General features: G+C 73.4%; 22 protein-coding genes. 18 read left to right on the top strand and 4 right to left on the bottom strand.

Annotated elements, in window-relative coordinates; translation table 11 throughout:
- The first annotated feature begins 9 nt into the window (after window positions 1-9).
- Both ACSU53_RS12960 and mqnP read left to right on the top strand, forming a co-directional pair.
- Window positions 10-1,467, top strand: coding sequence for a menaquinone biosynthesis decarboxylase (locus ACSU53_RS12960; RefSeq protein ID WP_164443859.1), 1,458 nt, complete (start codon window positions 10-12; stop codon window positions 1,465-1,467).
- The gene (gene mqnP, locus ACSU53_RS12955; RefSeq protein ID WP_437027435.1) at window positions 1,464-2,369 is read left to right on the top strand and encodes a menaquinone biosynthesis prenyltransferase MqnP; all 906 of its coding nucleotides are present in this window, start codon (window positions 1,464-1,466) and stop codon (window positions 2,367-2,369) included. Before ACSU53_RS12960 ends, mqnP begins: the two co-directional genes overlap by 4 nt.
- A gap of 209 nt (window positions 2,370-2,578) precedes the next feature.
- On the opposite strand, the gene ACSU53_RS12950 is transcribed toward mqnP, so the two are convergent.
- The gene (locus ACSU53_RS12950; protein ID WP_437027434.1) at window positions 2,579-3,193 is read right to left on the bottom strand and encodes a rhomboid family intramembrane serine protease; all 615 of its coding nucleotides are present in this window, start codon (window positions 3,191-3,193) and stop codon (window positions 2,579-2,581) included.
- A gap of 94 nt (window positions 3,194-3,287) precedes the next feature.
- Between ACSU53_RS12950 and ACSU53_RS12945 the strand changes: the two genes are divergently transcribed.
- The 9 genes from ACSU53_RS12945 to ACSU53_RS12905 all read left to right on the top strand — a co-directional run bounded on the left by ACSU53_RS12945 (window position 3,288) and on the right by ACSU53_RS12905 (window position 9,959).
- On the top strand, window positions 3,288-3,971 hold the full coding sequence (locus ACSU53_RS12945; protein ID WP_437027433.1) for a UbiX family flavin prenyltransferase: 684 nt from the start codon (window positions 3,288-3,290) through the stop codon (window positions 3,969-3,971).
- A 119-nt stretch (window positions 3,972-4,090) separates the two neighbouring features.
- Window positions 4,091-4,549: an Lrp/AsnC family transcriptional regulator gene (locus tag ACSU53_RS12940; RefSeq protein WP_437027432.1), complete on the top strand. Its 459-nt coding sequence runs from the start codon at window positions 4,091-4,093 to the stop codon at window positions 4,547-4,549.
- 92 nt (window positions 4,550-4,641) lie between these two features.
- The gene (gene mqnE, locus ACSU53_RS12935) at window positions 4,642-5,805 is read left to right on the top strand and encodes an aminofutalosine synthase MqnE (RefSeq protein WP_437027430.1); all 1,164 of its coding nucleotides are present in this window, start codon (window positions 4,642-4,644) and stop codon (window positions 5,803-5,805) included.
- Window positions 5,806-5,864: 59 nt separating this feature from the next.
- Complete coding sequence (locus tag ACSU53_RS12930) at window positions 5,865-6,515, top strand: UdgX family uracil-DNA binding protein (protein ID WP_437027428.1); 651 nt, start codon at window positions 5,865-5,867, stop codon at window positions 6,513-6,515.
- A 16-nt stretch (window positions 6,516-6,531) separates the two neighbouring features.
- Window positions 6,532-7,080, top strand: coding sequence for an N-acetyltransferase family protein (locus ACSU53_RS12925; RefSeq protein ID WP_437027426.1), 549 nt, complete (start codon window positions 6,532-6,534; stop codon window positions 7,078-7,080).
- A gap of 105 nt (window positions 7,081-7,185) precedes the next feature.
- Window positions 7,186-7,491: a DUF4229 domain-containing protein gene (locus ACSU53_RS12920; protein WP_437027425.1), complete on the top strand. Its 306-nt coding sequence runs from the start codon at window positions 7,186-7,188 to the stop codon at window positions 7,489-7,491.
- Window positions 7,492-7,676: 185 nt separating this feature from the next.
- Window positions 7,677-7,778, top strand: coding sequence for a putative leader peptide (locus ACSU53_RS12915; RefSeq protein ID WP_437027423.1), 102 nt, complete (start codon window positions 7,677-7,679; stop codon window positions 7,776-7,778).
- Window positions 7,779-7,832: 54 nt separating this feature from the next.
- Window positions 7,833-9,155 (top strand): dicarboxylate/amino acid:cation symporter, encoded by a 1,323-nt coding sequence (locus ACSU53_RS12910; protein WP_437027421.1) that lies wholly within the window; start codon window positions 7,833-7,835, stop codon window positions 9,153-9,155.
- A gap of 132 nt (window positions 9,156-9,287) precedes the next feature.
- Window positions 9,288-9,959 carry a TetR/AcrR family transcriptional regulator gene (locus tag ACSU53_RS12905; protein ID WP_437027417.1) on the top strand — a complete coding sequence of 224 codons (672 nt, stop codon included), beginning with the start codon at window positions 9,288-9,290 and terminating at the stop codon, window positions 9,957-9,959.
- Between the two features lie 7 nt (window positions 9,960-9,966).
- Here ACSU53_RS12905 and ACSU53_RS12900 read toward each other — a convergent pair whose 3' ends face one another.
- Entirely contained in the window at window positions 9,967-10,857 is an 891-nt protein-coding gene (locus ACSU53_RS12900; RefSeq protein WP_437027416.1) for a MaoC/PaaZ C-terminal domain-containing protein, read from the bottom strand.
- A gap of 5 nt (window positions 10,858-10,862) precedes the next feature.
- Complete coding sequence (locus ACSU53_RS12895) at window positions 10,863-12,173, bottom strand: 3-oxoacyl-ACP reductase (protein ID WP_437027414.1); 1,311 nt, start codon at window positions 12,171-12,173, stop codon at window positions 10,863-10,865.
- Between the two features lie 109 nt (window positions 12,174-12,282).
- Between ACSU53_RS12895 and ACSU53_RS12890 the strand changes: the two genes are divergently transcribed.
- Both ACSU53_RS12890 and ACSU53_RS12885 read left to right on the top strand, forming a co-directional pair.
- Window positions 12,283-13,578, top strand: coding sequence for an acetyl-CoA C-acetyltransferase (locus ACSU53_RS12890; RefSeq protein WP_437027412.1), 1,296 nt, complete (start codon window positions 12,283-12,285; stop codon window positions 13,576-13,578).
- A gap of 256 nt (window positions 13,579-13,834) precedes the next feature.
- Window positions 13,835-15,754: an AMP-dependent synthetase/ligase gene (locus ACSU53_RS12885; protein WP_437027410.1), complete on the top strand. Its 1,920-nt coding sequence runs from the start codon at window positions 13,835-13,837 to the stop codon at window positions 15,752-15,754.
- A gap of 302 nt (window positions 15,755-16,056) precedes the next feature.
- Here the strand turns inward: ACSU53_RS12885 and ACSU53_RS12880 are convergent, their stop codons facing one another.
- Entirely contained in the window at window positions 16,057-16,260 is a 204-nt protein-coding gene (locus tag ACSU53_RS12880) for a cold-shock protein (protein WP_006133199.1), read from the bottom strand.
- 343 nt (window positions 16,261-16,603) lie between these two features.
- Between ACSU53_RS12880 and ACSU53_RS12875 the strand changes: the two genes are divergently transcribed.
- The 5 genes from ACSU53_RS12875 to mqnC all read left to right on the top strand — a co-directional run bounded on the left by ACSU53_RS12875 (window position 16,604) and on the right by mqnC (window position 22,189).
- A complete protein-coding gene (locus tag ACSU53_RS12875; protein WP_437027408.1) occupies window positions 16,604-17,452 on the top strand; it encodes a menaquinone biosynthetic enzyme MqnA/MqnD family protein in 849 nt (282 codons plus the stop codon).
- 72 nt (window positions 17,453-17,524) lie between these two features.
- On the top strand, window positions 17,525-19,336 hold the full coding sequence (locus ACSU53_RS12870) for a serine/threonine-protein kinase (RefSeq protein WP_437027406.1): 1,812 nt from the start codon (window positions 17,525-17,527) through the stop codon (window positions 19,334-19,336).
- Between the two features lie 320 nt (window positions 19,337-19,656).
- Window positions 19,657-19,875: a hypothetical protein gene (locus ACSU53_RS12865; RefSeq protein WP_437027404.1), complete on the top strand. Its 219-nt coding sequence runs from the start codon at window positions 19,657-19,659 to the stop codon at window positions 19,873-19,875.
- A gap of 256 nt (window positions 19,876-20,131) precedes the next feature.
- Window positions 20,132-20,866: a prepilin peptidase gene (locus tag ACSU53_RS12860; protein WP_437027403.1), complete on the top strand. Its 735-nt coding sequence runs from the start codon at window positions 20,132-20,134 to the stop codon at window positions 20,864-20,866.
- Between the two features lie 123 nt (window positions 20,867-20,989).
- Window positions 20,990-22,189 carry a cyclic dehypoxanthinyl futalosine synthase gene (gene mqnC / locus ACSU53_RS12855; RefSeq protein WP_437027401.1) on the top strand — a complete coding sequence of 400 codons (1,200 nt, stop codon included), beginning with the start codon at window positions 20,990-20,992 and terminating at the stop codon, window positions 22,187-22,189.

The raw sequence follows: 22,189 nt of genomic DNA, 5'->3' as shown, positions 1-22,189 counted from the left end.
CTTGACCCCATGGCTTACGACGATCTTCGTTCCCTGCTCAGGGCGCTGGAGCGCGAGGGCGACCTCAAGCGGATCAAGGCAGAGGTCGACCCGCATCTGGAGGTCGGTGAGATCGTCGACCGGGTGCAGAAGGCCGGCGGTCCCGCCCTCCTCTTCGAGAACGTGCGCGGCTCCAGCATGCCGCTCGCGATGAACGTGTACGGCACCGACCGGCGGCTGCTCAAGGCGCTCGGCCTGAAGTCGTACTCCGAGATCAGCGACAAGATCGGCGGGCTGCTCAAGCCGGAGCTGCCGCAGGGCTTCGTCGGCGTGCGCGAGGCGTTCGGCAAGCTGGGCGCGATGACGCACGTCCCGCCGAAGAAGGTGAAGTCCGGCGACGCGCCGGTGCACGAGGTCGTGCTCACCGGCGACGACGTGGACCTGGACCGGCTCCCCGCGCTGTTCACCTGGCCCAAGGACGGCGGCTCCTTCTTCAACCTCGGGCTCACCCACACCAAGGACCCCGAGACGGGCATCCGCAACCTCGGCCTGTACCGGCTCCAGCGCCACGACAAGCGCACCATCGGCATGCACTGGCAGATCCACAAGGACAGCCGCAACCACTACCAGGTGGCCGCCCGGCGCGGTGAGCGGCTGCCCGTCGCCATCGCCTTCGGCTGCCCGCCGGCCGTGACGTACGCCTCCACCGCGCCGCTGCCCGGCGACATCGACGAGTACCTGTTCGCGGGCTTCCTCCAGGGCAAGCGGATCGAGATGGTCGACTGCAAGACGGTCCCGCTCCAGGTGCCCGCGCAGGCGGAGGTCGTCATCGAGGGCTGGCTGGAGCCGGGGGAGATGCTCCCGGAAGGCCCCTTCGGCGACCACACCGGCTTCTACACCCCGCAGGAACCGTTCCCCGCACTGACGATCGACTGCGTGACGATGCGCAAGCGCCCGCTGCTGCAGTCCATCGTCGTCGGCCGCCCGCCGACGGAGGACGGCCCGCTCGGCCGAGCCACCGAGCGCTTCTTCCTCCCCCTGCTGAAGATCATCATCCCGGACATCGTGGACTACCACCTGCCCGAAGCCGGCGGCTTCCACAACTGCGCGATCATCTCGATCGACAAGAAGTACCCCAAGCACGCGCAGAAGGTCATGCACGCCGTCTGGGGCGCCCACATGATGTCGCTGACCAAGCTGATCGTGGTCGTCGACGCCGACTGCGACGTGCACGACCTGCACGAGGTCGCCTGGCGGGCCCTGGGCAACACCGACTACGCCCGCGACCTCAGCCTCGTCGAGGGCCCCGTCGACCACCTCGACCACGCCTCCTACCAGCAGTTCTGGGGCGGCAAGGCGGGCATCGACGCGACGAAGAAGTGGCCCGAGGAGGGGTACACGCGCGACGGGGGCTGGCCCGACATGGTCGAGTCCGACCCTGAGACCGCCGCCAAGGTGGACCGCCGCTGGAAGGAGTACGGACTGTGACCTCGGCCTCCGCCGCACTGCCGCGGCAACCGGGGCGCACCAAGGCGTTCCTGCGCCTGGTCATGATCGAGCACTCGGTGTTCGCGCTGCCCTTCGCGTACATCGCCGCGCTCACGGCGATGTACGAGTGGGACCGCACCATCCACTGGGTCAAGCTGCTGCTGGTCACCCTCGCGATGGTGGGGCTGCGCACCTTCGCGATGGCCGCCAACCGGATCATCGACCGCGAGATCGACGCCCGCAATCCGCGCACCGCCCACCGCGAGCTGGTGACCGGCGCGATGTCCGTCAAGCACGCCTGGACGGGCGCGCTCATCGCCCTGGTGGTGTTCCTGGGCGCGGCGGCCCTGCTGAACCCGCTGTGCCTGGCGCTGGCGCCCGTGGCGATCGTGCCGATGGTGGTCTACCCCTACGGGAAGCGGTTCACCGACTTCCCGCAGGCCATCCTGGGGATCGCGCAGGCGATGGGGCCCATCGGCGGCTGGCTGGCCGTCACCGGTTCCTGGTCCTGGGAGGCGGTCGTCCTGGGCCTCGCGGTCGGCATCTGGATCGGCGGCTTCGACCTGATCTACGCCTGCCAGGACGTCGACGCCGACCGCGAGATCGGCGTGCGGTCGGTGCCGGCCCGCTTCGGCATCCCGGCCGCCATATGGGGCGCCCGCGTCTGCCACGTCGTGACGACCGCCCTCTTCGCCTGGTACGCGGTCCTCACCGGCGCCGGGGTGTTCTTCTGGCTGGGCCTGCTGATCGTCGCCGGGGCCTTCGTCTACGAGCACACCATCGTGCGCCCCCACGACCTGACCCGGCTGAACCGGGCGTTCTTCAGCGTCAACGGCTTCATCGGGATCGCCCTGTTCGTGTGCGCGCTGCTGGACCTGCTGGTGCGGGGGCTCACCCCGTAGCGACCCGGCTGCCCGGCACGCCGGGACGCCGGGACGTCGGTACGCCGGTACGCCCGGACGTCGGTACGTCGGTACGTCGGTACGTCGGTACGTCGTCGGTTCGTAGGCCGACACGCGGCCGGACCCACGCCGGGCCGGACGCACGCCAGGCCGGGCGCACGCCGTCGCGGGCCCCGGGCCGGGCGGCGCCCACGGCCCGTGCGGCGGGGTCAGAGGCCGGGTGTCCCCGCGCCCGCCGGTCCGCCCGGCCGGCGCCGGAACAGGAACGCCGAGGCCACGCCCGCCAGCAGCCCGATGAGGTGGCCCTGCCAGCTGACCCCGGTCTGCCCGGGGGCGATGCCCGCCAGGACGGATCCGCCCCACACCGCGGCGACGAGGACGCCGGCCACCACGCCCAGCGGACGGCGTTCGACGAAGCCGCTGCACACCAGGAAGCCGAAGAGGCCGAAGATCAGGCCGGAGGCGCCCGCCGTGTTGGTGTGCGCGGGGGCGATCAGCCAGACGCCCAGGCCGTCGCAGACGATGATCAGCGCGCACACCGCGGCGAAGCGGCGCAGCCCGCCGAGGGCCGCGAGGAAGCCGAACACCAGCAGCGGCACGCTGTTCGCGGCGACGTGTCCGAAGCCGAAGTGCACGAAGGCCGAGGGGACGACGTCCACCAGCTCCCCCGACGTGCGCGGGCGCACGCCGAAGGTGTCCAGGGCGTGGCCGGTCGCCACGTCGACGACCTCCAGCACCCACAGCAGGGCCACCCAGGCCACCATCACCACGGCCGCCGTCTTCGCCCGCTCCCCGCCGGAGAACCGCCGTCCCGTACCGGACATCGCTCACCCCCACGCGCCGCACCGCCCGTTCCGGGAGAACGCACGGGCACCCTGGAACGGTTCCCGTCGTCCGCCGCCGGATAGGCTCGGTCCCGTGAACCATCTCAAGCCAGGAGAGACGGCCAGAACACCTTGGATCGTGGGGGTGTCCGGGGCCTCCGGCACGCCATATGCGGCCGCTGTTCTGCGTGCGCTGCTCCTGGCCGGGGAGAGCGTCGACCTCGTCGTCAGCCGGGCCTCGCGGCTCACCCTGCTGGACGAGACCGGGGTCTCCTTCCGGGACGCCCACTGGCGCGACGACCTGCGGCGATGGCTGTCCCGCGGGGCGGACGGCAAGCCGGACACCTTCGCCGTGGACCTCGACGGGGTGCGCTACTGGCCCGCGGGCGACCTGGCGGCGGGCCCGTCGTCGGGGTCGTACCCGAGCAAGGGCATGCTCATCGTGCCCGCCTCCACGGCCTGCGTCGCCGGGGTCGCGCTCGGACTGTCCAAGGACCTGCTCCAGCGGGCGGCGAGCGTGACCCTGAAGGAGGGGCGCACGCTGGTCGTCGCCGTGCGGGAGACCCCGCTGGCCGGCCCGACCCTGCGTCAGCTCGTCGCTCTCGACGAGGCGGGCGCGACCGTCCTCCCGGCCTCACCGGCGTTCTACGCGGGCGCGACGCACATCCAGGACCTGGTGGACTTCGTCGCCGGGCGCGTCCTGGACGCGGCGGGCGTCGAGCACCGGCTCTACCGCCGCTGGGAGGGCGAACTCGGCGGTGGCGCACGGACCCACTGACCGCCGCCCCGCGCACCGGCCGCCCGGCCCGCGCGGCCGGGCCCGCCCCCTCACCCCTCGTCACCCCTCGCAGAACCCTCCAGATCTTCTCGACCTCTTCAGCGGAAGGCTTCGATCGCATGGACGCGGTGGACAGGCAGCTCATCCAGGCCCTGAGAGAGAACGGCCGGGCCTCCTACGCGGAGCTGGGGCGTCTCGTCGGCCTGTCGGGACCCAGCGTCACCGACCGCATCAACCGGCTCGAGGCGGCCGGCGTCATCACCGGCTACCGGGCCACCGTGGACTCCGCCTCGCTCGGGCTCGGCGTCACCGCGCTGATCGGCATCTCGCTCTCGGACGCCGCCGACCACGAGGACGTGGCACAGCGGCTGAAGGACCTTCAGGAGATCGAGGACTGCTGGTTCATCGCCGGGGACGACTCCTTCATGATCAAGGTGCGGGCGGCCGACGTGGACGGCCTGGAGCGGATCATCCGCCGCCTGTCCGGCACCAAAGGGGTCTCCCGGACCCGGACCACCATCGTGCTCTCCACCAAGTGGGAGAACCGCGTCGGCGAACTGCCCGAGGAAGAGGTGTAGCCGGGGCACGGAGCACCCCCTTCCGGCGGTCCCTCCGCCCGGACGGCCAGGGAGTACGGTGGGCGGAGTCTTCCCAGGAGAAAGGTGTCGGCATGGACGTCGGGCTCAAGCGTGAGCTGGAGGAGAAGGTGAGGGCGGGCGTCCGCCTGACCCGCGAGGACGGCATCGCGCTGTACGAGTCGGACGACCTGGCCTGGCTCGGCGGGCTGGCCCACGAGGTGCGCACCCGGCTCAACGGCGACGTCGTGCACTTCAACGTCAACCGGCACCTCAACATGACCAACGTGTGCACCGCCTCCTGCGCCTACTGCTCCTTCCAGCGCAAGCCCGGTGAGAAGGACGCCTACACGATGCGCATCGAGGAGGCGGTGAAACTCGCCCAGGAGATGCGGGGCGAGAACCTCACCGAACTGCACATCGTCAACGGCCTGCACCCCAACCTCCCGTGGCGCTACTACCCCCGCTCCCTGCGGGAGCTGAAGGCGGCCCTGCCGGAGGTGTCGCTGAAGGCGTTCACCGCCACCGAGATCCACCACTTCGAGACCATCTCGGGCCTGTCCGCCTCGGAGATCCTCGACGAGCTGATCGACGCCGGGCTGGAGTCCCTGACGGGCGGCGGCGCCGAGATCTTCGACTGGGAGGTCCGGCAGCACATCGTGGACCACCGCACCCACTGGGAGGACTGGTCCCGCATCCACCGGCTGGCGCACGAGAAGGGCCTGAAGACCCCGTGCACCATGCTCTACGGCCACATCGAGGAGCCGCGCCACCGCGTCGACCACGTGCTGCGGCTGCGTGAACTCCAGGACGAGACCGGCGGTTTCCAGGTCTTCATCCCGCTGCGCTACCAGCACGACTTCGTCGACATGAAGGACGGCAAGGTCCGCAACCGGCTCCAGGCCCGCACTTCCATGGCCACCGGCGCCGAGGCGCTGAAGACCTTCGCCGTCTCCCGCCTGCTGTTCGACAACGTGCCGCACGTGAAGGTCTTCTGGGTGATGCACGGCGTCAACACCGCCCAGCTCGCCCTCCAGCACGGGGCGGACGACATGGACGGCTCGGTCGTCGAGTACAAGATCACGCACGACGCCGACAACTTCGGCACCCCCGACAAGCTCACCCGCGAGGACCTGCTGGAACTCATCCGGGACGCCGGCTTCCGCCCGGTGGAGCGCAACACCCGCTACGAGATCATCCGCGAGTACGACGGACCCGACCCGGCCCGCCGGGAGGCACCCCAGCCGATGCGCGTCTGACCCGCCCGGACCGCGCCCGGGTCCGGTGACGGCGGCGGCCGGGCGGGTACCCGCCCGGCATGGCTGCCACCGAGTCGCCCGAGGACGCCTACACCGCCGCCCCCTTCGTCCCCGGCCGGGGCGGACTCCCCGCGCTGCGCCGGGCCGCCGCCGGCTGCCGGGGCTGCCCGCTGCACCGGGACGCCACGCAGACCGTCTTCGGCGCGGGGAAGGCCGGCGCCCGGCTGATGCTGGTGGGCGAACAGCCCGGCGACCAGGAGGACCGCCAGGGCGAACCCTTCGTCGGACCCGCCGGGAAGCTGCTCGACCGGGCACTCGCCGAGGCGGGCATCGACCCTGGGGACGCGTACGTCACCAACGCGGTCAAGCACTTCAAGTTCACCCGGTCCGAACCGCGCAAGCGCCGCATCCACAAGGCGCCCACCCTGCGCGAGGCGGCCGCGTGCGGGCCCTGGCTGGCCGCCGAACTCGCGGTGGTGGAGCCGGAGCTGATCGTGGTGCTGGGCGCGACCGCCGGAAGGGCCCTGCTCGGCTCGTCGTTCCGGGTCACCCGGGTGCGCGGCACCGTGCTGGAGGAGCGGATCCACGGCCGTCCGCAGCGGCTGGTGCCCACGGTGCACCCGTCGGCGGTGCTCCGGGCGGACGACCGGGAGGCGGCCTTCCGCGGGCTCGTCGCCGACCTGAACATCGCGGCGGACGCCCTGTCGTAAGGATTACCATGCCCCTATGCCGCTTACCTCTCCTCCTACGGCGCCCCTCACCTTCACGCTCGACCCGCCGGTGACCCCCGCCCTGCGCGACGGCATCCTCGACCTGTGGGCCGACGTCACCGACGCCGGCGGCGCCGTCGGCTTCCTCCCGCCCGCCGACCGCGAACAGATCCGGCCCGAACTCGTCCGCCAGTTCGTCGCCATGGCCGAGGAACGTTCCCGCCTCCTGGTCGGCCACGACCAGGAGGGCCGGGTCGCCGCGACCGCCTTCCTCACCTTCAACACCCACCGCCTGATGACCCACTGGCTCTGGCTGTACACGGTGATGGTCCACCCCCGCCACCAGGGCAAGGGATACGGCCGCGACCTGCTGGCCGCCGCCGAACGGGCCGCCCGCGGCTTCGACGGCATCGAGGCCGTCCGCCTCACCTGCCGCGGCGGCCTCGGCCTGGAACGCTTCTACGCCTCCTGCGGATACAAGGAGGTCGGCCGCATCCCCGGCGCGATCCGCGTGGCCCCCGGCGACCACCGCGACGACATCGTCATGCTGCTCCCGCTCACCTGAACCGCACCGCCCCACCCCCGTGCAAGATCCCTCCCCGCCCGTGCTTCACTGGAGGTCGTTCCATAAGGGACGTTCCGGCCGTCCGAACACGGAAGAGTGGATCTGATGCTCCGCTACACGCTGATGCGCCTGGGGATCTTCGTGGGCTGCCTCGTGGTCGTCTGGGGCCTCGTCCACTCGGGCCTCGCCCCGCGCGGGCTGGGCGACTCCAACGGCCTGTGGATCGTCCTGCTCGCCCTGCTGCTCTCCGCCCCCATCAGCTTCGTCGCCCTGCGCAAGCAGCGGGACGTCGCCTCCGAGGGCATCGTGCGCAGGGTCGACCGCGTCAAGGCCAATCTGGAGGCCCACCGCAACCAGGAGGACGCGGCCGACGACGCCGCCCGCGGAGAGGGCCGCGCCCGGACCTCCTGACCCTCCGCACCCCTCCGCCTCCGCGGACGCGTTACGTCCGTCACAGGCCGGCACCCGCCGTGCAGCGCCCCGGTTCCTGAACCACCAGGACACCGGGGCGCTTTGCGTTCCGCGGGCGGTCTCCACCCCCTGCCTCTCAAAGTGAGGCTTTGGGACTCTCAAAGCTCAGGTGTTACGGTCACGGGGTGAAGTCAGCAGCCGTGTTCCCCACGCCCCGGAGTGTTCCGCTCGTGGCGCGCCTGCACGTGGACCTCTGCCGGGTGACCACCGCGACCTGTCGTCCCTGACGACCCGCACCACCCCCGCCACCTTCCCCCTCGTCACCGCGTCCCCCTCGGAGCATGTCCGTGTCCACGAACACGAAGTCCTTCAGGCTGCCCGTCCGGGCACCCTTCTGGGCCCAGATACTCGCCGGTCTCGTCCTCGGCGTCCTGCTCGGCTGGCTCGCCCGCAGCCAGGACCTCTCCTGGCTCGTCACCACCCTCGAAAAGGTGGGCGGCACCTTCATCGGCCTGCTGAAGCTGGCCGTCGCCCCCCTGGTCTTCTTCGCGATCCTGGTCTCGATCACCAACCTGCGCAAGGTCAACAACGCGGCCCGCCTGGCCTCCCGCACCCTGCTCTGGTTCATGATCACCTCCCTGATCGCGGTCGCCATCGGCCTCACCATCGGCCTGCTCACCAACCCGGGCTCCGGCACCGGCCTCACCCCCGCCGACGGGGCGAAGCCCGAGAAGACCGGCTCCTGGATCGACTTCCTCACCGGCATCGTCCCCACCGACGTCATCACGCCGTTCACCGAACTGAACGTGCTGCAGATCGTCTTCATGGCCGCCGTCGCCGGCATCGCCGCCCTCCAGCTCGGCGAGAAGGCCGAACCCGTCCTGGCCTTCAGCGAATCCGTCCTGGCCCTGCTGCAGAAGGCGCTGTGGTGGGTCATCCGGCTCGCGCCCCTCGGCACCGTCGGCCTCATCGGCAACGCCATCGCCACCTACGGCTGGGACCTGCTCGGCCAGTACGCGACCTTCACCGCCGACATCTACATCGGCTGCCTCATCGTCCTGTTCGGCGTGTACCCCGCACTGCTCGCGGGCGTCGCGAAGATCAACCCGGTGCAGTTCTTCAAGGGCGCCTGGCCCGCCATCCAGCTGGGCTTCGTCTCCCGCTCCTCGGTCGGCACCATGCCGCTCACCCAGAAGGTCACCGAACGCCTGGGCGTCCCGCGCGAGTACGCGTCCTTCGCCGTCCCGTTCGGCGCCACCACGAAGATGGACGGCTGCGCCGCGATCTACCCGGCCATCGCCGCGATCTTCGTCGCGCAGATCTTCGACGTCCCGCTCGGCGTCGGCGACTACCTGCTGATCGCCTTCGTGTCGGTGGTCGGCTCCGCCGCCACGGCGGGCCTGACCGGCGCCACCGTCATGCTGACGCTGACGCTGTCCACCCTCGGTCTGCCGATGGAGGGCGTCGGCCTGCTCCTCGCGATCGACCCCATCCTGGACATGATCCGCACGGCGACGAACGTCGCGGGCCAGGCGCTGGTGCCGGTGGTCGTCTCCGCCCGTGAGGGGCTGCTGGACCGGGACGCCTACGACTCGGTGCACTCCTCCCCGGTCGACCAGGACACCCCCGCCGACGACTCCCGTCAGGTGGCGGTACCGGCCTGACGCGGCGCGCGGCGGCCGTCGGCGTCCCGTGCCCGCGGGCTCCCGAGAGGGGGTCCGCGGGCACGGGCGTTTCCGGCCCGCGTCGGCGGCGGGCGGCCGGAGCCGGGGCCGGGGCCCCGTACGCTGATCCGCATGGGTGCCGTGAAGACCAAGCGGATGCCGCGTGCGGTCCGTGAGCAGCAGATGCTGGACGCCGCCGTGCGGACCTTCGGCCGGCGGGGGTACATGGCCGCGTCGATGGACGAGATCGCCGAACTGGCGGGCGTGTCCAAGCCGTTGGTCTACCTGTACCTGAATTCCAAGGAGGACCTGTTCACCGCCTGCATCCGGCGGGAGGCGAAGGCGCTGACCGAGGCCGTGCGGGCGGGGGCGCGGCCGGGGCTGCCCGCGGACCGGCAGCTGTGGTCGGGGCTGATGGCGTTCTTCGCGCACACCGCGCGGCACCCCGACGGCTGGGCCGTGCTGCACCTGCAGGCGCGTACGCACGGTGAGGTGTTCGCCGCCGAGGTGGCCGCGATGCGGGCGGAGATCGTGGCCTTCGTGACCCAGTTGATCCTTGCCGCGGCGCGGGAGGCGCACCGGGATCCGGATCTGCCCGAGGGGGAGGTGTCGGGGCTCGCGGAGGCCCTGGTGGGGGCCGCGGAGTCGCTGGCCGACTGGGCGAACGCGACCCCGGGCACGACGGCGCGGCAGGCGGCGGCGACCCTGATGAACTTCGCGTGGGCCGGGCTGGGCAACCTGATGACGGGCGCCCCCTGGTCGCCGCCGGACGAGGACGACGGGGAGACCGGCGAGCGGAACTGAGGCGGCGTCAGGCGGGGCGGGCGTCTCCGGTGACGGGGCGGACCTCCCCGGTGAGGTGGACGCGGTCCTCGGGCCCGCGCAGGGCGAAGCGCTCGCCGTCGGCCGCGAGGGTCACCGTGCCGGGCAGCGGGACCGGTGCGCGGAAGTCGGCCCGGACGACGGCGGCGTCCGGGACCGGGCGGGCGGCGAGGCAGCGGGCGGCGGTCCACATGCCGTGGGCGATGGCCCGGGGGAAGCCGAAGGGGCGTGCGGTGAGCGGGTGCAGGTGGATGGGGTTGCGGTCGCCGGAGGCGGCGCCGTAGCGCCGTCCCAGGTCGCCGGGGAGCTGCCAGGTGTCGACGGCGGGCAGGTGTGCGGGGTCGTCCGCGGGGCGGGTGTCCGGGGTGCCGGGGGTGCCGGCGGGGGTGCGGTGCCGGGCGAGGTAGGTGCTGCTGGACTCCCAGGCGAGCACTCCGTCGGTGCGCAGTTCGGTGACGACGGTGGCCTCGGTGCCGCGCCGGTGGGGTCGCAGGTCCCGTAGGTGGACGGTGAGTTCGTGCGCGTCGGTGGCGGAGGACGGGTGGTGCCGGGTGATGTGCACGGAGGTGTGGACCAGTCCGAGCAGCGGCAGGGGGAAGTCGCGCCGGCTCATCAGCCGCATGGCGGCGGGGAAGCCGAGGACGTGGGGGTAGGTCACCGGCAGGGTGTCCGCGCCGGCGGGGAAGCCGCAGACCTGTTCGTAGGCGGCGAGCCGGGCGAGGTCGACGCGCAGGCCGGGGAGCACCAGGCGGGTGCGGGGGAAGGCGGCCTCGGGGCCGGGGCGTTTGAAGGGGGAGAGCAGGGCGCCCCGCAGCAGGAGCGGGGGGAGGGCGGGGGAGCCGGCGAGTACGCGGGTCGGGCGTTCGGAGGCGGGGGTCATGGGTGTCAGGCCCCCAGCAGGCTCTGGCCGCAGACGCGGACGACCTGGCCGTTGACCGCGCCCGAGTCGGGGTGGGCGAGCCAGGCGGTGGTCTCGGCGACGTCGACGGGGAGGCCGCCCTGGGCGAGGGAGTTCATGCGGCGGCCGGCCTCGCGGATGAGCAGCGGGACGGCGGCGGTCATCGTCGTCTCGATGAAGCCCGGTGCGACCGCGTTGACGGTGACGCCGTGGGCGGCGTGCGCGCGGGGGGCCAGGGAGCGGACCAGGCCGACGATGCCCGCCTTGGAGGCGCCGTAGTTGGTCTGTCCGGCGTTGCCGGCGATGCCCGCGATGGAGGCCGTGGCGACGATGCGTCCGCCGGGCCGCAGGGCGCCGGCGTCGAGCAGGGCGTCGGTGGTGCGCAGCACGCTCGCCAGGTTGACGTCGAGGACCGGGTTCCAGCGGTCGGCGGGCATGTTGACGAGGCGTCGGTCGCGGGTGATGCCCGCGTTGTGGACCAGGACGTCGATGCCGTCGGGGAGGGCCCGCAGGATCCGGCGGCCCGCGTCGGCGGCGGTGATGTCGAGGGGCAGCGGGGTGCCGCCGAGCCGTTCGGCGACGCGGACGGCGTCCTCCTCGGCCTGCGGGACGTCGAGCACGACGACGTGGGCGCCGTCGCGGGCGAGGGTCTCGGCCACGGCCTCGCCGATGCCGCGGGCGGCGCCGGTGACCAGCGCGGTGCGGCCGGCCAGGGGGTGTTCGGCGGGGGGAGCGGCGGGGGTGTCGTCGCCGGTGCCGACGCCGATGACCTGGCCGCTGAGGTAGGCGGACTTTGGGGAGAGCAGGAAGCGGAGGGTGGAGGCGGCGGCGGGGGCGGCTCCGGCGAGGCGGACCAGGTTGACGGTCGTGCCGCGGCCGGTCTCCTTGCCCAGGGAGCGGGTGAATCCCTCCAGCGCCTGCTGGGCGGCGGCCTGGTGGTGGTCGTCGGGGTCCGGCGGCGTGCCGAGGACGACGATGCGTCCGTTGGCGGTGACCGAGCGGACGACGGGGTGCAGGGCCGCGTGCACGGCGGCGAGGCCGTCGACGTCCCGTACCCCGGTGGCGTCCAGGACGACGGCGGCGGGCCGTCCGTCGTCGTCGGGGGCGAGTCCGGTGGTGGCGAGGACGGGGGCGAGGTCGAGGGCGGAGGTGCCGGCGGTGAGGTGGAGCAGGCCGCCGTCGAGGTCCGGCTGCCCGGGTGACCAGCGCTTCAGGGCCGTGGGCCGGGGGAGGCCGAGGCGGCGGGTGAGGAAGCGGCCGGGCGGGGTGCCGGTGAAGCTCAGATAGCGGTCGGCCATGTGCGACTCCCAGCGGGTTCGTGGGGGCTCGCCAGGGGGCCGCCCCGTGCTTACTCTGGAGTAAGGTTACCGGAGGTTATCCTAGGTCACGCGTGAGGAGCAGGTCGAGATGAGTCCTTCGAAGCCGGTTCCGGCGACAGCGGTGCGGCGCGTCGCGGTCATCGGCGGCAGCCGCGTCCCGTTCGCCCGCGCCGACGGCCCCTACGCCACCGCCTCCAACCAGGAGATGCTGACCGCCGCCCTCGACGCACTGGTCGAGCGCCACGGCCTCGACGGGCCGGGCGCGGTGGACGAGTTCGTGGCCGGCGCGGTCCTCAAGCACAGCCGTGACTTCAATCTGGCCCGCGAGACCGTCCTCGGCTCCCGGCTGGATCCCCGCACCCCCGCGTACGACATCCAGCAGGCGTGCGGCACCGGCCTGCAGGCCGTGATCGCCGCCGCCAACAAGATCGCGCTGGGGCAGAGCGAGGCGGCGGTCGCGGGCGGCGCGGACACCGCGAGCGACGCGCCCCTCGGTGTCAACGACGACCTGCGCCGCATCCTGCTGGCCGCCCGCCGGGCCCGGTCGGCCGGGGCCCGGCTGAAGGCCCTGGCCGGGATCCGCCCCCGTCACCTGGTGCCCGACATCCCGCGCAACGCCGAGCCGCGCACCGGCCTGTCCATGGGCGAGCACGCCGCCGTGACCGCCCGGGCGTGGGGCATCACCCGCGAGGCGCAGGACGAACTGGCCGCGGCCAGCCACCAGCGGCTGGCGGCGGCGTACGAACGCGGCTTCTTCGAGGACCTGGTGGTGCCGTTCCGCGGGCTGGAGCGCGACCAGAACCTGCGGCCGGGCTCGACCGTGGAGAGCCTGGCGAAGCTGCGGCCGGTCTTCGGCCTCGACGGTCCGGCACCGACGATGACGGCGGGCAACTCCACCCCGCTCACCGACGGCGCCGCCGTCGTCCTGCTGGCGAGCGAGGAATGGGCCGAGGCCCGCGGCCTGACCCCGCTGGCCCACCTGACCACCAGTGCCACGGCCGCCGTGGACTTCGCCGGCGGCGACGTCGCGGGCGGTGAGGACGGCCTGCTGATGGCCCCGGCGTATGCGGTCCCGCGAATGCTGGAGCGTGCCGGGCTGGGCCTGGACGACTTCGACCTGATCGAGGTGCACGAGGCGTTCGCCTCCCAGGTGCTGGCCACCCTGGCGGCCTGGGAGAAGCGGGGGCTGGGCCCGGTCGACCGTGCCCGGCTCAACGTGGCCGGGTCGTCGCTGGCCACCGGCCACCCGTTCGCCGCGACCGGCGCCCGCATCGTGGCGACCCTGGCGAAACTCCTCGCCGAGCGGGACGGTCCGGGCCGCGGCCTGATCTCCGTCTGCGCGGCCGGCGGCCAGGGGGTGACGGCGGTGCTGGAGCGCGCCTGACCGGCCGTCGCGGGCGCGCCCGGCCGGGCGGACGCGCGTCACCGCGGTGACCTCCGAGACTGCACATCCCCGGCTCCGGACCGCCCCGGAACCCGCACGATCCCGTCACGCGAGAGCCGTACGATCCCGGTCCGGCCGGAGTGCGCACTCGTTCCCCGGGGTGCCTCCCCGACTGCCGCCGGGCGTCCCGGCGTGCACGGCCCGTACGCCGTGACGGCACCCGGCCACCCCCACCGCACGCCCCTGGAGCCGCCCCGTGTCCTCTGCGCCTTCCTCCCCCGTCCCCGGTGACGCGTACGGCGCCACCGCCCCGGCCGCGGCCGAGATCCGACGGCTCGACGGCGTCGTGCGCGAGGTGTCGGTGCCGCCGCTCGCCCGGCCGGTGCGCCACGGGTCGCTCGCCGACCTGCCCTTCGACAACGCGCGCGCGGCGCCGGACGAGGTGGTCCTCAGCCGCCGGTCGGCGGACGGCGCCTGGTCGGACGTGACCGCCGCCGCGTTCGCGGACCAGGTGCAGGCGGTGGCCCGGGGACTGATCGCCGAAGGGCTGAGACCGGGGGACCGGATCGCCGTCATGGCCCGCACGGTCTACGAGTGGACGCTGGTGGACTTCGCCGCCTGGGCCGCCGGGCTGGTCACGGTGCCCGTCTACCCCACCTCCTCGCCGTACCAGGCGCGCTGGATCCTGCACGACTCCGGCGCCGTCGCCCTGATCACCGAGAGCGCCGGACAGGCCGCCGCCCTCGGCCCGGAGCTCGCCCACCTGCCCGGCCTGCGCCACGTGTGGGTCGTGGAGAAGGGCCACGTGGAACGGCTGGCCGAGGCCGGGGCGCAGGTGGCCGACCAGGAGGTGGAGGTGCGCCGGGGGGTCCTCGGCCCCGACACCCTCGCCACCCTCGTCTACACCTCCGGCACCACCGGCCGGCCCAAGGGCTGCGCCCTGACCCACGGCAACTTCTTCGCCGAGGTCGACAACGCGATCGAACTGCTCTACCCCGTCTTCCGCGCCCGGACCAGCGAGGAGGCGTCGGTCCTCCTCTTCCTGCCCATGTCGCACATCTTCGGGCGGATGGTCGCCGTGGCCTGCGTCCGGGCCCGGGTGCGCCTCGGCCACGCGCCCAGCCTGAAGCCCGAGGACCTGATCCCGGACCTGGCGGCGTTCCGGCCCACCTGCCTGCTGACCATCCCCTACATGCTGGAGAAGGTCTTCAACACCGCCCGCGCCCGCGCGGAGTCGGGCGGCCGCGCGGCCGTCTTCGACCGGGCGGTGTCCGTGGCCCGTCGCTACGGCGAGGCCGTCGAGGCCGGACACAGCGGCACCGGACCCGGCCCGTCCCGCGGGCTGAAGGCCGCGCGCGCCCTCTACGACCCGCTGGTCTACCGCAAGCTGCGCACCGCCATGGGGGGCCGGGTCCGCTACGTCATCAGCGGGGGCTCCCCGCTCGGCCGCCGCCTCGCCGCCTTCTACGCGGGGGCCGGCATCGACGTCTTCGAGGGCTACGGGCTGACCGAGACCACCGGCGCCACCACCATCACCTCCCCCGACCGGCCCCGCCTGGGCACCGTGGGCCTGCCGCTGCCCGGCACCCGGGTGCGGATCGCCGCGGACGGCGAGATCCTCGTCGCGGGCGAGCACGTGCTGCGCGGCTACTGGGACCCCCGGGCCGGGGGAGTGGTGCCCGCCGCGCCCGACGGGTGGCTGGCGACCGGGGACCTCGGGCAGCTCGACGACGAGGGCAACCTCACCCTCACCGGCCGCAAGAAGGAACTGCTGATCACCGCGGGCGGCAAGAGCATCGCCCCGGCCCCGCTGGAGGACTGGCTGCGCTCGCACCCCCTGATCTCCCAGGTCATGGTCGTCGGGGACGGCCGCCCCTACGTGAGTGCCCTGATCACCCTGGACCCGGACGGCATCGCCCACTGGCGGCGCATGAACGGCAAGCACCCGGTCCCGCCGGAGCTCCTCGCCGACGACGCGGAACTGCTCGCGATCCTCCAGCGCGCCGTCGACGAGGCCAACAGGATGCTGTCCCGCCCCGAGTCCATCCGCCGCTTCACCGTGCTGCCCGTGGACTTCACGGAGGCGGCCGGTCACCTCACCCCGTCGATGAAGCTGCGGCGCGAGGCCGTCCTGCGGGACTTCGCCGACGTGGTGGAGGAGCTGTACGCGGGATGACCGGCCGGACGGGTGGCGCGCCCGGCCGCGTGTCGCGCGGACGGGCGGCAATTCCCGTGGAAGACGGGGTCCGGAGGCGGGAAATTCTCCGGGAATTCACTGCGGATGGCGCCGTTCGGGCGACGGGACCCTGCCCGGCCGTGACCGCGGATTCCCGCGCAGGCGACGTCCGCGGGCCCGCCGGTCCGGAATGCGGACGAGGAGAAAGGGCGTGGCCCGGACGGCAAAAGGCAGGAGCCCCGTCGCCGGACGGCGCGGGGCTCCTTGGGTACTGCTGGTCGTTCCCGGATCGGAGGATCGGGTCAGGCAGGGGTGACGTTCTCCGCCTGCGGGCCCTTCGGGCCCTGCGTGACGTCGAAGGTGACCTGCTGGTTCTCCTCGAGGGACCGGAAGCCGGTCGCGTTGATCGCGGAGTAGTGGACGAAGACGTCGGGGCCGCCGCCTTCCTGGGCGATGAAACCAAAGCCCTTTTCGGCGTTGAACCACTTCACGGTTCCGGTAGCCATAAGCCCTCCTTGGGCTCAAAAGGGTTGCCCTGCTCCAGAACCAGCAAGTGTGAAGACCAATTCCGCACAACTGCATCCGTCTGAGAACGACGAGAGCCCGCGGTCACATGCTCCGCAGGCTCTGTACTGCAAGGGAAACCAAACTGCAACTTGCGACGAGCCTAGCACGGGGGTGCCCGTTCGCAATAGAGGTCAAGATCACGTCACCCGAATGTTTGAATGCCCCCTCCTTCACCCCCGTCACACCCCCGAGTGTGCCCTCCGCGGGCCCCGATTCCCGGGGCGTCCCCGGACGGGGAGGGTGGGCGGACCGGCCGCGCCGGGCGGGGGCTAGCCTCACGATGTGGACAATCCTCGCACCCGGCCGCGCGTCGGCCACATCCAGTTCCTGAACTGCATGCCCCTGTACTGGGGGCTCGCCAGAACGGGCACACTCCTCGACTTCGAGCTGACGAAGGACACCCCGGAGAAGCTCAGCGAGAAGCTGGTGCAGGGCGACCTCGACATCGGGCCGATCACCCTGGTCGAGTTCCTCAAGCACTCCGACCAGCTGGTCGCCTTCCCCGACATCGCCGTCGGCTGCGACGGGCCGGTGATGTCCTGCGTGATCGTCTCGCAGGTCCCGCTGGACCGCCTGGACGGCGCCCGCGTCGCCCTCGGCTCGACCTCGCGGACCTCCGTGCGCCTCGCCCAGCTGCTCCTGGCCGAGCGGTTCGGCGTCCGGCCCGACTACTACACCTGTCCGCCCGACCTCAGCTCGATGATGCAGGAGGCGGAGGCGGCCGTCCTGATCGGCGACGCCGCCCTGCGCGCCAACATGCTCGACGCGCCCCGCTACGGGCTCGACGTGCACGACCTCGGCCGGCTGTGGAAGGAGTGGACGGGGCTGCCGTTCGTCTTCGCCGTCTGGGCGGCGCGCCGCGACTACCTGGAGCGCGAGCCGGGCATCACCCGGAAGGTGCACGAGGCGTTCCTCTCCTCCCGCAACCTCTCCCTGGAGGAGGTCGGCAAGGTCGCCGAGCAGGCCGCCCGCTGGGAGGACTTCGACGAGGCGACGCTGGCGGAGTACTTCACCACGCTCGACTTCAGCTTCGGCGCGCCGCAGCTCGCGGCGGTCGCGGAGTTCGCCCGCCGGGTGGGCCCCACGACCGGCTTCCCGGCGGACGTGAAGGTGGACCTGCTGCAGCCGTGAGGAGCGGGCGCCCGCCCACTACCCTGCTGGAGTTCCGGCGTACCAGGCGTGACGGGGGAGGGGGGGGACGCCATGCGGCCGCTCGAGGCCGACGAACCCACGGCCGTGGGGCCGTACCGGCTGCTCGGCCGGCTCGGCTCCGGCGGCATGGGCCGGGTCTACCTGGGGCGGAGCGCCGGCGGGCGCACCGTCGCGGTCAAGATCGTGCACCCGCACTTCGCGCTCGACGAGGAGTTCCGGGCGCGGTTCCGGCGCGAGGTGGAGGCCGCGCGCCGGGTCGGCGGCGCCTGGACGGCCCCCGTCCTGGACGCGGACCCCGGCGCCCGCGTCCCCTGGGTCGCCACCGCCTACGCCGCCGGGCCCTCGCTCGCCGCGGCGGTCACCGAGGGCGGCGCGCTGCCCGACGGCACGGTACGGGCGCTGGGCGCGGGCCTCGCCGAGGCGCTGACGGCCGTCCACGACCTGGGCCTGGTGCACCGCGACGTGAAGCCGTCCAACGTGCTCCTCACCCTCGACGGCCCGCTGCTGATCGACTTCGGCATCGCCCGGGCCACGGACGGTACGGCCTCCCTCACCTCCACCGGCGTCTCGATCGGCTCGCCCGGCTACATGGCGCCCGAGCAGATCCTCGGCAGGAGCGTCACCGGCGCGGCCGACGTGTTCTCCCTGGGCGCGGTCCTCGCCTACGCGGCGACCGGCGCCTCGCCCTTCCCCGGCGACTCCTCGGCGGCCCTGCTCTACAAGGTCGTCCACGAACCGCCCGAACTCGGCGGCCTGGACGGCGAGGTGCGGGCGCTCGCGGAGGAGTGCCTGGCCAAGGACCCGTCCGCCCGCCCGGCGCCCGCCCAGGTGGCCCGGCGGCTCGCCCCCGAGGGCGCGGCCCGGCTGGTGGCGGGAGGGTGGCTGCCCGGGCCGCTGGTGGAGCAGGTCAGCCGGGGCGCCGTGCGGCTGCTCAACCTGGAGGCCGGGCACGGCGGCCCGGACGGCGGCGGACCCGCGTCCGGGCCCGTGGGGTTCAGCACCCCGTCGGTCGGAGCGGCCGACGGCGAGGAGCCCGGCGGCCCGGCCGCCTGGCCCGGCGACGGGACGGCGTCCGGCACGTTCGGCACGTTCGGCCCGCCGCCGGTGATGCCGGGGACCGGCCGGGCGGCGGCCGGGGGAGCCGTGCCCGAACCCCGTGACGCGCCCGCGGTGCCGTCGCCCGCCGTGCCCGCGCAGCCGCCGGGGACGGCACCCGGGACCCCCGCACCGGCCGCCGGTCCGCCGCACCCGCCGACCGAGCCCTCCGGTGGCGGACGGCCCGGACGGCTCTCCGTCTCGGTGACGGCCACCGGCGGCCGGGAGCGCGGCGGCGGCCGGGGCCGGCGGGTCAGCTGCACCGTGGCACTCGCGGTGGCCGGGGCCCTCGCCGCGGTGACCGTCGGCTCGGTCCTCGTCCTCGACCTGCTGCCGGGCGGCTCCGGCGGGGGCGCGCACGGTTCCCGGGACGACGCCCAGTCCGAGGCCCCCGCCCGGACGGTTCCCGCCGCCTACGTCGGCACCTGGGAGGGGCAGGCCGCCTCCCGGGACAGCATCACCATCCCGCTCGGCACGTTCCGGGTGACGGTGAAGGACGCGAAGGTGGGCGAGCGGGTGGGCACCGTCCGGCACACCGACATCCTCGGCGGGGTCTGTGACGACGTCCTCACCCTCGTGCGGGTCTCCGGCGAACGGCTCGTCACCCGCGCCGTCGGCGCCGAGTCCAACCGCTCCGTGTGCGACCAGGCCCGGCACACCGTCGTCCTCACCCCGACCGGTGACGACCTCCGCTACGAGTCCGACAGCAAGGCGTCGGGGCGGCCCGAGGCCCGCCTGTCGCGGCTGCGCCAGGGGGACACTTCCTAGGGTGCTCCCGGTGCGGGCGGCGGCCGGTCGCCGAACATCCCGCGGATCTGCACAGTCCGCACGCCGGGCCCGCGCGGCGGCGGGCGGCGGCCGCACCCGGTTCGGAGGCGGGGGAGGCCCGCGGTGCCCGCAACCCGCCGGACGGCGGGTGCGGTGAAGGATCCCGCGGTCCGCGGTGACCCGTTCTTCACACCGGTGAACAGGCACGGGCGTGCTCGGCCCGCGGCGACTCCGCCCGGCTGGCCGCCTCCTTGGCGTGCGTGCTGTGCTTCCGCAGTCGGATCGCCGACACCATGCCGCAACGAAGGGAAACGCGCGCCATGAACCACGCCCCCCGGGTGGAGACCGCCGAACTCGCCGACGCGGAACTGGACGCCCTCGCCGGCGGCACCCACGTCGCCGTCGGCCTGCACGCTGCGCCGGGCTCCCTCGGCGTGCACGTCGAGGCCGGTGACCTCGCCGTCTCCGCGGGTCTCGGGGCCGCCGTCTCCCCGTCCGGCCTCACGGCGGACGGTCACGTCCACACCACGATGTACTGACCGTGCGGCGGTGACGGCACGGCCGGGGCCGGCCGTCGGCCGCGGGCCCTCGGCGTCTGACGGTGTCTCCCGGCGTCTGACGTGTGTCCGACGGCGTCCGTCGGTGTCCTTCCCGGAGTCCTCCGGGTGTGCCTCGACGGGCCCGGCGGACCCGGCGGCCCTCCGGGCCCGTCGACGCGGGCGCGGAGCATCCCTAGGATCTCCTCGGCCCGGCACCCCGGCGCCGCCCTCCGTCGCCCGCCCGTCAGGACGCCCCATGCCGTTCCCCGTCGACGCCGTGCTGATCGTGCTCGCCGCGCTGTGGGGTGCCGCGGCGGGCGCGCTGGTGCCGCGCGCGGCCTACCGGCTGTCCGTCCCGCCGGAGGAGGACTGGCGGGCGGTGTGCCCGGCGGGACACGTGCTCGCCGGCTGGCTGGGCCCGGCCCGGTGCGCGGGTTGTCCGGGGCGGCCGTACGGGTCCGGATCGGCCTCCGTCCCGGTGACCGCCGCCGTCTGCGCCGTGCTGGCCGCCGCCACCGGGCCCCGGCCCGAACTGGCCGTCTGGCTGCTGCTGGCGCCCGTGGGCGTGCTGCTCGCGGTGGTGGACCTGCGGGTGCAGAGGCTCCCCGACCCGCTCACCCTGCCGTTCGCCGGTGCCGCGCTCGTCCTGCTCGGTGCCGCCGCCCTCGTTCCCGGGCACGCCGGCCACTGGACCACCGCCGTGCTGGGCGCGCTCGCCCTGGGCGCCGGCTACCTCCTGCTGTTCCTCCTCAACCCCGGCGGCATGGGCTTCGGGGACGTGAAGCTCGCCCTGGGCGCGGGCGCCGTCCTGGGCTGGTACGGGTGGCCGACGGTGCTGCTCGGCACGTTCGCCGGCTTCCTGCTCGGGGCGCTGTACGGCGGCGCCCTGGTCCTCGCCCGCCGGGCGGGACGCGGGACGGCCATACCGTTCGGGCCGTTCCTCGTCACGGGCGCCCTGACCGGGCTGCTCATCGGCGCGTACACGGCCTGACGTCGGCCGGGAAACCGCGCTGACGTACGCTGGATCGGTCCGCCCACCCGTCTCCCACCCCACCACTCCCACAGCGAGCGCTCCGCGCGCACCGCCTGATCAACCCTCACGAAAGGGACGCCGGTGACCGAGAAGGCCGACCTTCAGCCCATCCTCGACCGCGCAGCCGCCGGTGGGCGGATCACCCCCGAGGAGGCCGTGCTCCTCTACCGCGACGCCCCGCTGCACGCGCTCGGCTCCGCCGCCGACGCCGTGCGCCGCCGGCGCTACGCCGGGACCGAGCACATCGCGACGTACATCATCGAGCGCAACATCAACTACACGAACGTCTGCGTCACCGCGTGCCGGTTCTGCGCCTTCTACGCCGCTCCCAAGGACACCGCCAAGGGCTGGACCCGCGACCTCGACGACATCCTGCGCCGCTGCGCGGAGACGGTCGAACTCGGCGGCACCCAGATCATGTTCCAGGGCGGACACCACCCGGACTACGGCGTGGAGTACTACGAGAAGCACTTCTCCGCGATCAAGAAGGAGTTCCCGCAGCTCGTCATCCACTCGCTGGGGGCGAGCGAGGTCGAGCACATGGCGCGAATCTCCAAGGTGTCGGTCGAGGAGGCCATCACCCGCATCCACGCGGCCGGGCTCGACTCCTTCGCCGGCGCCGGCGCCGAACTGCTGCCGGAGCGGCCCCGCAAGGCCATCGCCCCGCTGAAGGAGTCCGGCGAGCGCTGGCTGGAGATCATGGAGATCGCCCACAACCTGGGCGTGGAGTCCACCTCGACGATGCTGATGGGCACCGGCGAGACCAACGCCGAGCGCATCGAGCACCTGCGCATGATCCGCGACGTGCAGGACCGCACCGGCGGCTTCCGCGCGTTCATCCCGTACACGTACCAGCCCGAGAACAACCACCTGAAGGGCCGGACCCAGGCGACCCTCTTCGAGTACCTGCGGATGATCGCCATCGCCCGCCTGTTCCTCGACAACGTGGCCCACATCCAGGGGTCGTGGCTGACCACCGGCAAGGAGGCCGGCCAGCTGTCCCTGCACTACGGCGCGGACGACCTCGGCTCGATCATGCTGGAGGAGAACGTGGTCTCCTCGGCAGGTGCCAAGCACCGCTCCAACCGGCTGGAGATCATCGACCTGATCCGCCGGGCGGAGCGGGTCCCGGCGCAGCGGTCGACGACGTACGAGCACCTCGTCGTGCACGACGACCCGGCGAACGACCCGGCCGACGACCGCGTGGTCTCGCACATCTCCTCCACGGCCATCGAGGGCGGCACCGCCCACCCGGAGCTGAAGCTCCTCACCTCCAACTGA

The organism is Streptomyces sp. enrichment culture, from assembly GCF_964273255.1.
In the GTDB taxonomy this organism is placed as follows: Bacteria; Actinomycetota; Actinomycetes; order Streptomycetales; family Streptomycetaceae; genus Streptomyces.
Note: the sequence above shows the minus strand (reverse complement) of the source record. Positions and strands in the feature narration are given on the sequence as shown.

Bases quoted from the DNA above. Each gene is read 5' to 3' on its own strand.
- ACSU53_RS12960 (WP_164443859.1), top strand. From the start codon at position 10: ATGGCTTACGACGATCTTCGTTCCCTGCTCAGGGCGCTGGAGCGCGAG.
- ACSU53_RS12925 (WP_437027426.1), top strand. From the start codon at position 6,532: ATGCCGCTTACCTCTCCTCCTACGGCGCCCCTCACCTTCACGCTCGAC.
- ACSU53_RS12860 (WP_437027403.1), top strand. From the start codon at position 20,132: ATGCCGTTCCCCGTCGACGCCGTGCTGATCGTGCTCGCCGCGCTGTGG.
- ACSU53_RS12900 (WP_437027416.1), bottom strand. From the start codon at position 10,857: ATGACCCCCGCCTCCGAACGCCCGACCCGCGTACTCGCCGGCTCCCCC.
- ACSU53_RS12865 (WP_437027404.1), top strand. From the start codon at position 19,657: ATGAACCACGCCCCCCGGGTGGAGACCGCCGAACTCGCCGACGCGGAA.
- ACSU53_RS12890 (WP_437027412.1), top strand. From the start codon at position 12,283: ATGAGTCCTTCGAAGCCGGTTCCGGCGACAGCGGTGCGGCGCGTCGCG.
- ACSU53_RS12940 (WP_437027432.1), top strand. From the start codon at position 4,091: ATGGACGCGGTGGACAGGCAGCTCATCCAGGCCCTGAGAGAGAACGGC.
- mqnE (WP_437027430.1), top strand. From the start codon at position 4,642: ATGGACGTCGGGCTCAAGCGTGAGCTGGAGGAGAAGGTGAGGGCGGGC.
- ACSU53_RS12905 (WP_437027417.1), top strand. From the start codon at position 9,288: ATGGGTGCCGTGAAGACCAAGCGGATGCCGCGTGCGGTCCGTGAGCAG.
- ACSU53_RS12920 (WP_437027425.1), top strand. From the start codon at position 7,186: ATGCTCCGCTACACGCTGATGCGCCTGGGGATCTTCGTGGGCTGCCTC.
- ACSU53_RS12880 (WP_006133199.1), bottom strand. From the start codon at position 16,260: ATGGCTACCGGAACCGTGAAGTGGTTCAACGCCGAAAAGGGCTTTGGT.
- ACSU53_RS12950 (WP_437027434.1), bottom strand. From the start codon at position 3,193: ATGTCCGGTACGGGACGGCGGTTCTCCGGCGGGGAGCGGGCGAAGACG.
- ACSU53_RS12870 (WP_437027406.1), top strand. From the start codon at position 17,525: ATGCGGCCGCTCGAGGCCGACGAACCCACGGCCGTGGGGCCGTACCGG.
- ACSU53_RS12930 (WP_437027428.1), top strand. From the start codon at position 5,865: ATGGCTGCCACCGAGTCGCCCGAGGACGCCTACACCGCCGCCCCCTTC.
- ACSU53_RS12895 (WP_437027414.1), bottom strand. From the start codon at position 12,173: ATGGCCGACCGCTATCTGAGCTTCACCGGCACCCCGCCCGGCCGCTTC.
- ACSU53_RS12910 (WP_437027421.1), top strand. From the start codon at position 7,833: ATGTCCGTGTCCACGAACACGAAGTCCTTCAGGCTGCCCGTCCGGGCA.